This window comes from Streptomyces boncukensis (genome assembly GCF_011045075.1).
GTDB classification, from domain to species: Bacteria; Actinomycetota; Actinomycetes; order Streptomycetales; family Streptomycetaceae; genus Streptomyces; species Streptomyces boncukensis.
Genome location: NZ_JAAKZZ010000398.1, coordinates 1 through 7,047 on the forward strand (window position 1 = coordinate 1; position 7,047 = coordinate 7,047).

The following is a 7,047-nucleotide window of genomic DNA, read 5'->3' on the forward strand; positions in this document are numbered from 1 at the left end:
GCCCCCGCCTCCGTTGCCGCAGTCGTTGCCCATGACGGTGTTCCCCACACCGATGATGGTGATGTTGTTGCCGCAGATGTTCACCGGTACGTCCACGGGAACCTGCACATGGTTGCCGGAGCCCACGCCCGGCGAGTCCGACGCGGAGCCGTTCGCCCCGGCATCCGCACCCGGACCCGACCCCGAACCCGAGCCGGAACCGGCTCGGGCCCCGCCGTTCGCACACTCGTTGCCGACGGCCGCGTTGTGCACGCCGACCACGTTCACGGAATTCCCGCACACATTGACGGATACGTCCACGGGCGCTTGGACGGAATTTCCGGACAACACACCCGGCGAATTCTCACTGCCCCCCTCGGCGTTCGAATCTGCGAACGCCGCACCGCTCGACATGGCGAGCATTCCGCCCGCCGCCGCCACGGTGAGCAGACCCTTTCTGGTGACCTGTCGCATGACTGCTTCCCCTGCCCCGCGATGTCCTCGCGCTGTTTCGTACGAAATCAGGAGGAGGCCCACTCCGCATACCCCCCTCACGCGCCGACGGCCCCGGGGCGCATGGCACGCGCCCCGGGGCCGTTCGGGCTTCACATCCTCATCAGCCGCACCGGCCGCTCAGCCGAGAGCCGGTGTTACTTGTTCACGCAGGTGTTGCCGAAGGCGGGGTTCAGCAGGCCGACAACATTGATGGTGTTGCCGCAGGCGTTCGCCGACACGTTGATCGGGGCCTGGACGACGTTCCCGGAGAGCACGCCGGGCGAGTGCACGGCAGCGCCCTGGGCACCGGAACTGGCGACGGCCACGCCCGCGCCCGCGAGCACGAGACCGCTGGTGGCAGCGGCAGCGGCGACGACCTTCTTGAGCATTGTTCCTCCTCATTGGCAATACGGTCCCAGCTGGGGACCGCACCCCCTGTAACGAGGATGGCGGAATCGAGCTACGAGCCTATGGAATCATTCACCCTTCTCAGTCGCATAAGCACACGCGCACGATTACTGAAGTTCCGTTTCAGCGGGACATATCCCCCCGGCCGGTCAGCACTGGTCCAGGAACCGATCGAGTACGCGCACACCGAACTTCAACCCGTCCACCGGCACTCGTTCGTCGACACCGTGGAACATCCCGGCGAAGTCCAGCGCGGGCGGCAGCTTCAGCGGCGCGAAGCCGAAGCAGCGGATGCCCAGCTCGTCGAAGGACTTGGCGTCCGTACCCCCGGAGAGCATGTACGGCACGGCGTGCGCGACCGGGTCCTCGGCCTTCAGCGAGGACTGCATGGCCTCGACGAGCGCCCCGTCGAACGTCGTCTCCAGCGCCTTGTCGGCGTGCACGTCCTCGCGGCGGACGCGCGGCCCGAGGAGCCGGTCGAGATCGGCGAGGAACTCCTCCTCGTACCCCGGCAGGAACCTCCCGTCGACATGCGCGGTGGCCTGGCCGGGGATGACGTTCACCTTGTACCCCGCGCCGAGCTGGGTGGGGGCCGCGGTGTTCTGCAGGGTGGCACCGATGATCTTGGCGATGCCGCCGAGCCGGGCGAGGGTCTCCTCCATGTCCTCGGGATCGAGCTCGACGCCGAGCGCGTCGGACAGCTCGTCGAGGAACGAACGTACGGTCTTGGTGACCCGCACCGGGAACTTGTGCCGCCCCAGCCGGCCGACCGCCTCGCACAGCTCGGTGATGGCGTTGTCGGTGTTGGTCATGGAGCCGTGCCCGGCCGTGCCGTCCACGGTGAGCCGCATCCAGTGCATGCCCTTCTGGGCGGTCTCGATCAGATAGAGCCGCAGATCCTCGTTGACCGTGAACGAGAAACCGCCGACCTCCCCGATGGCCTCGGTCACCCCCTCGAACAGATCGGCGTGATTGTCGACGAGGTGCCGCGCCCCGTACACCCCGCCGGCCTCCTCGTCCGCGAGGAAGGCCAGCACGACGTCCCGCGGCGGCTTCCGCCCGGTCCGCAGGCGCTCGCGTACGACAGCGAGCGTCATCGCGTCCATGTCCTTCATGTCGATGGCGCCCCGCCCCCACACGCAGCCGTCCGCGACCTCCCCGGAGAAGGGGTGGTGCGTCCAGTCGTCGGCGTTGGCCGGCACCACGTCCGTATGCCCGTGGATCAGCAGCGCCGGGCGGGAGCGGTCCTCCCCCTCGATCCGCGCGACGGTCGAGGCACGCCCCGGCCGGGACTCGATGATCTGCGGGTCCAGCCCCACCTCGGCGAGCTTCTCCGCGACGTACTCCGCGGCAGCACGCTCCCCCGGCCCCTCGTTCCCCCCGAAATTGCTGGTGTCGATCCGGATCAGCTCACGGCACAGGTCGACGACCTCACGCTCGCCGGCACTCTCCGCGCCCGCGTCCCCACGATCCGCCACCGCGCGATCCGGACTCACTCCCGGCTCCGACTGGCTCACACTGCCTCCTCGTCTCGCGTTACGCCCCCATCCTCCCGCTCCCGTCCCGGCCCCCCAAGAGCCGGGTGATCGTTCCCCGCAACCAGTGCTAAGGTTTACACCGTCGCAACGGCCACAGCGCCGCGGCGGCCCACCGAGTCGGGGTGGCGGAATGGCAGACGCGCTAGCTTGAGGTGCTAGTGCCCTTTACAGGGCGTGGGGGTTCAAGTCCCCCTCCCGACACGGACCACAACCCCAACTAGTGCGGGTCGAGGCGAGCCTCGGCCCGCACTAGTTGTTGTGCGGGCTCATAGGTGAGGCGGAGCCCGAGCTGGGCGTAGACCTCGGGGGGCGAGCTTCGCGTCGCACTCCCGCACCACCCGGTCCGCCTGCCCGGCCCCGGCTCCCGGGCCGCTCCCGACTGTGCTGAAGCCGCCCGCGGAAGACGTAGGAGTGTCGCGTACGAGAGCGCGCCACACCTGCTCGAAGACCGCTGTCCCGATCAACAGCTCGTGGACGGGCTCAGCCGACCGCACCCACTCGACCGGTGCAGCGGGGGTTGGTCAGGATAGTGCGCACCGCGCCCTTGGAGCAGGCGATGCCGCTGCGGTGCCGGTGCGGTCGGGGTCGTATGCGAAAGAAACCAGTGTCCTGAGACAGAGCTTCCTGGTCAGACAACGGCCATGCGGTCGAGCTCCGGTCCCGCGTCGGCTACGTGGCTACCTGGGGGAACCAACCCAGCGGAAGCCAAGCGGCACCGGGAGGACCTACCCCGTGATCTCTGACTCAGGACACCAGGGCGTGTACCGAAGGTGGATCTAGGCGAATGGGCCGTCGGTGACGAAGCGGCGTAGGGAGTTGGCGAAGGCTTCGGCCTCGTCCGCAGGCCATGAGGCAAGGCTCGCGGTGATGCGGGCGGACAGCCGCTCGCGCAGCATCTGCACCGTGCACTGTCCCGCGTCGGTGAGGGCGAGCAGGGTGGCGCGCCGGTCGGAGGGGTCCGCTTCGCGCCGCACGAGCCCGGCTTCTTCCAGCCTGGAGGCGCGGCGGGTGACGCCGGATCGATCGAGCCCCACCTCGGGAGCAAGGTCGGCTGCACTGCAGGGGCCGGTGCGCTCAAGGCCGCTGAGGACCGGGTAGGTCAGCTCGTCCACGGCTTCGCCCATGTCGACGGTCAAGGCTCGGTGCAGTTCCTGGCGGGTGCTGCGTTTGAGCAGCACGCCCAGGGCATCGGCGATCTCGCGTCCCACCTCGGTTTCCATCCACCCAGAATAGCGTGCGCGCCGCACGCATACGTGTTACGGTGCTCGATATGCGTGCGTCGCGCATGCAGTAAGGGGGGTGGAACACGAAGGGAAATCCGTTATGCACCGCACCGACATTGCCGCCGCACTTGCCGATCTGATCTTCAATCCGGGACTCGACCTCCATGAGGCCGCCGACCGGCATTTCGCCCCCGACTACCGTCAGCGCACCGACGGGCGCTGGGATGACCGCGACGCCTTCCTTGAGCACATCGCCCACCTGCGCGGCGTCGTGGCCAAAGGCTCCATCGAAGTCCACGACGAGCTGTACGACGGCGTCCACTACGCCGACCGGCACACCGTCCACCTCACCAAGACGGACGGCTCCACTGTGCGCATGGAGGTCTACCTGTTCGGCGAGTTCGCTCCCGACGGCCGCTTTCGTCGCGCCGAAGAGGTCACACGCATGATCGAAGGCGCCGAAACCGACCGGAACCTGGGCAGCGCCCGCTGAACGGGGGCGCCACCGGATAACCGTCCGAAGCCGAGCGGGAGGAGTGGCCACAGGGCCGATTTCCGGTCGGGACGTCAGTCGAATGTGCTGGTCACAGCCACTCGTCGAGGCTCGCACTTGGGCGGCCGACCGCCGCGAGAGCCGCGCTTCTTGCGGTGGGTCGCCTGGTCACCCTTGTCCGGGATAGCGCAGTGGCCTCCCCGTCGTCGCAGGTAGGCGGGGTTCCTGCGGGAGGCGCAAGCCTTGTCGGCGCGGACTCGGCCGGGTCGGACCCGTGGCCGTCCGGCACCCGCGCGGGCGACGCGGACCTTCCTGGCCCAGGGCCCGTAGCGCTCCGGCACGTCCCGCCACGGGACGCCGGTTCGGGTACGGAACCGTATGCCGTCGATCAGCTGCCGACTGGGGGCTGTCCCGCAATCGGGCTTTGACCGGCGCTGCGTGTGAGCGACTGTGCGCTTGACGGGGTCGAGGTCAGAGCGGTGGAGCACCTGGCGCCTCAGGCGTCGTGGGCCCCCGGTGCGCCGTATCGGGCGAGCATGGTCAGCACCGCTTGGTCGACCGCGTTGGCGATGGCGGAGTCGTCGGGCTCCCAGTGTGCGAGCAGCATCCGGGGCCAGAACACGTAGTTGGAGATCATCCCGAGGAATTGGGTCGCCGCCGTCTCGGCATCGTCGAGCCGGGCTGTACCGGCGGCGTTCTCCGCTGCCAGGTAGCGGCGGACCGATTCGAAGTAGGGCATCTTGCCGAGCTTGAACTGGGTCTCGCCGAGCTCGGGGAAGCGCGGTACCTCCGCGATGACGATGCGGAAGAGGGCGGCCATGCCGGGCTGGGTGAGAAGGGCGACGTAGCGGCCTGCGATGGCCTCAAGCCCTGCGCGGAGGTTCCCCGGCTCGGGGAGGGGCGCCTCCTCGTCGTCGACCTTCCAGTATTCGGTGACGATCGCCTCGAACAGGGCCGCCTTGGTGGTGAACTGCTTGAACAGTGTCGCCCTCGACACTCCGGCCGCCTCGGCGATGCGGGCCAGCGAGGTGCCGTCGTAGCCGGAGTCGAGGAACAGCTTCGTCGCCGCCTCGATGATGGACGTCCGCTTCTGCGCTGCCACGCGCCGGTGGTACTCCGAGGGCTGTGCCGTCATGCCCTCCAGTATGCCTCTCACCACGAGGTGAGTCGCTTGACTCGCCTCTAGCTCCGCCCGTACCGTGAGAGCAGAGGTGAGTCACCCGGCTCACCATCAAGGTGAGCGTGGAAGGATGCTTCATGGAACGCTTCGAGGGCCGGACCGTCATCGTCACGGGCGGCAGCGGGGGCATGGGCAGCAGCCATGTGCAGAGCTACCACGCCGAGGGGGCGAACGTCGTCATCGCCGGTCGCGACGACGACGCCGGCCGCGACCTCGCCGCCCAGCTCGGCCATCGGGCTCTCTCCGTCCACCTGGATGTCACCCGCGAGGACAACTGGGCGGCGGCGGTGCAACAAGCCGAAGACCACTTCGGGCCGATCACCATCCTGGTGAACAACGCGGGAGTCCAGAACCCGGCGGCCCCTATCGAGCACACCGAACTCCGCACCTGGGAGCATACGTTCAGCGTCAACGTCACCGGCCAGTTCCTCGGCATCAGGGCCGTGACCCCCTCGATGCGCAGGGGCGGTGGCGGAACCATCGTCAACATCGCCTCGACCATGGCCCACGTCGGCACGGCCCGCTACGCCCCCTACACCGCCAGCAAGTGGGCCGTGCGCGGGCTGACCAAGACGGCCGCTCTTGAGCTGGGGCGGGACAACATCCGGGTCAACTCCATCCACCCCGGTGTCGTCTCCACACCGCTGATCAACGAACCCACCGTCGCCGGCCAGCCGGCCATCGCCGACTTCTACTCGCCCGAGCCCTTCGCCATCCCCCGCCTCGCCGAACCCTCTGACATCACCCGCCTACTGCTCTTCATCACCTCCCAGGACGCAACCTTCGCCACAGGATCGGAATTCGTCCTGGACGGGGGCCTGCTGCTCGGCCCCGCACTCCAACCCGAAGCCGACATCGCAGCTTGAGCCGGCATTGCCGTACGGAGCGTGCAGCCGCGGGCGCCCACTCCAACGACCTTGGTAGCGGGCCGGAGGGGCACGCACAGGCAAGAAGGAATCCGAGGTCTTCGCCGAGGCAAGCGCCATGACTCCCGCGGCAGGGAGGAATCGGCGCCAAGCCCGCCGTGGGCGGCGGCGTTCCAAGCGTTCCCCGCGCATGGCGGTTCAACCGTTGACTTCCGGGCACGGAATAAGCCCGTCCGTCAATCTTTCCGCTGTTCAGGGAGACGTTCCCTGGAGCGTCCTGGGCGGGACACCGTTCCGAACATGGACAGACAAGCGGTGATTCCGCTCAGGTGGATGCCGGTGGAGTGCTGGAGAACGCGCCAGCAGTCGGCGGTGAGGGCCAGGGCCCGGTGTGCACCCAGCCCGTCGAAGACCAGATGCAAGAGGGCGGTTCCCGCGCGGAGGGCGTGTCCTTGGCCCCGCCTGCACCGGAAGGTCCAGGTGCCGGTGAGGACCTCGCGGCGCTGTGCGTAGTGGCAAGCCCGGATGTTCTGCAGGCCCACCATCTGTCCGTGATGGAATGCCGCCAGCGTCAAAGACCACCGCGCTGTGTGCCAGGTACCCCATTCGTGCCATAGGTTCTGCAAGGTCCGCCGCCCGCGCTGTACCGGGTCGTCGGTGGGGTGAGACAGGTAGGGGACGCCCGGTTCGCAGTGCTCTTGGGAGGCGGCCTCGGCGAGGGTGTGGCATTCGGCCGGGGTGGGAGGTCGCAGTTCCAGCGGGCCGTCCCGGACGGTGATGCCTGCCAGGGGCCAGTAGGCGAGTGTCATGCCGTGCCGGCCTGGAGGCGGATGTGGGTGTGAGTGTGGGCGGTGGCCGGGGGCGG

9 protein-coding genes and 1 tRNA gene are annotated in these 7,047 nt (G+C 68.6%); 3 read left to right on the forward strand and 7 right to left on the reverse strand.

Translation table 11 applies throughout. From position 1 onward, the window contains the following. The 3 genes from G5C65_RS27840 to G5C65_RS27850 all read right to left on the reverse strand — a co-directional run. A partial coding sequence (locus G5C65_RS27840; RefSeq protein WP_165301782.1) for a chaplin occupies positions 1-453 on the reverse strand: 453 nt, incomplete at its 3' end. A gap of 176 nt (positions 454-629) precedes the next feature. Then, entirely contained in the window at positions 630-863 is a 234-nt protein-coding gene (locus G5C65_RS27845; protein WP_165301783.1) for a chaplin, read from the reverse strand. 168 nt (positions 864-1,031) lie between these two features. Next, positions 1,032-2,360, reverse strand: a complete 1,329-nt coding sequence (locus G5C65_RS27850; RefSeq protein ID WP_165301789.1) for a M20/M25/M40 family metallo-hydrolase — start codon at positions 2,358-2,360, stop codon at positions 1,032-1,034. A 176-nt stretch (positions 2,361-2,536) separates the two neighbouring features. Between G5C65_RS27850 and G5C65_RS27855 the strand changes: the two genes are divergently transcribed. Further along, positions 2,537-2,621, forward strand: a tRNA-Leu gene (locus G5C65_RS27855). 575 nt (positions 2,622-3,196) lie between these two features. On the opposite strand, the gene G5C65_RS27860 is transcribed toward G5C65_RS27855, so the two are convergent. Beyond that, entirely contained in the window at positions 3,197-3,640 is a 444-nt protein-coding gene (locus G5C65_RS27860) for a MarR family winged helix-turn-helix transcriptional regulator (RefSeq protein ID WP_165301784.1), read from the reverse strand. Between the two features lie 103 nt (positions 3,641-3,743). Between G5C65_RS27860 and G5C65_RS27865 the strand changes: the two genes are divergently transcribed. Then, the gene (locus G5C65_RS27865; RefSeq protein ID WP_165301785.1) at positions 3,744-4,136 is read left to right on the forward strand and encodes a nuclear transport factor 2 family protein; all 393 of its coding nucleotides are present in this window, start codon (positions 3,744-3,746) and stop codon (positions 4,134-4,136) included. A 74-nt stretch (positions 4,137-4,210) separates the two neighbouring features. Here G5C65_RS27865 and G5C65_RS40825 read toward each other — a convergent pair whose 3' ends face one another. Further along, positions 4,211-4,624 (reverse strand): transposase, encoded by a 414-nt coding sequence (locus tag G5C65_RS40825; RefSeq protein WP_420903367.1) that lies wholly within the window; start codon positions 4,622-4,624, stop codon positions 4,211-4,213. Positions 4,625-4,632: 8 nt separating this feature from the next. Next, positions 4,633-5,271 carry a TetR/AcrR family transcriptional regulator gene (locus tag G5C65_RS27875; protein ID WP_165301786.1) on the reverse strand — a complete coding sequence of 213 codons (639 nt, stop codon included), beginning with the start codon at positions 5,269-5,271 and terminating at the stop codon, positions 4,633-4,635. Between the two features lie 122 nt (positions 5,272-5,393). Between G5C65_RS27875 and G5C65_RS27880 the strand changes: the two genes are divergently transcribed. Next, the gene (locus G5C65_RS27880) at positions 5,394-6,182 is read left to right on the forward strand and encodes an SDR family NAD(P)-dependent oxidoreductase (protein ID WP_165301787.1); all 789 of its coding nucleotides are present in this window, start codon (positions 5,394-5,396) and stop codon (positions 6,180-6,182) included. 236 nt (positions 6,183-6,418) lie between these two features. Here the strand turns inward: G5C65_RS27880 and G5C65_RS27885 are convergent, their stop codons facing one another. Then, a complete protein-coding gene (locus G5C65_RS27885) occupies positions 6,419-6,991 on the reverse strand; it encodes a GNAT family N-acetyltransferase (RefSeq protein WP_165301788.1) in 573 nt (190 codons plus the stop codon). Positions 6,992-7,047 lie beyond the last annotated feature (56 nt).

Excerpts from the sequence above, each read along its gene's own strand:
- G5C65_RS27845 (WP_165301783.1), bottom strand. The coding sequence starts at position 863 with ATGCTCAAGAAGGTCGTCGCCGCTGCCGCTGCCACCAGCGGTCTCGTG.
- G5C65_RS27860 (WP_165301784.1), bottom strand. The coding sequence starts at position 3,640 with ATGGAAACCGAGGTGGGACGCGAGATCGCCGATGCCCTGGGCGTGCTG.
- G5C65_RS27865 (WP_165301785.1), top strand. The coding sequence starts at position 3,744 with ATGCACCGCACCGACATTGCCGCCGCACTTGCCGATCTGATCTTCAAT.
- G5C65_RS27875 (WP_165301786.1), bottom strand. The coding sequence starts at position 5,271 with ATGACGGCACAGCCCTCGGAGTACCACCGGCGCGTGGCAGCGCAGAAG.
- G5C65_RS27880 (WP_165301787.1), top strand. The coding sequence starts at position 5,394 with ATGGAACGCTTCGAGGGCCGGACCGTCATCGTCACGGGCGGCAGCGGG.
- G5C65_RS27885 (WP_165301788.1), bottom strand. The coding sequence starts at position 6,991 with ATGACACTCGCCTACTGGCCCCTGGCAGGCATCACCGTCCGGGACGGC.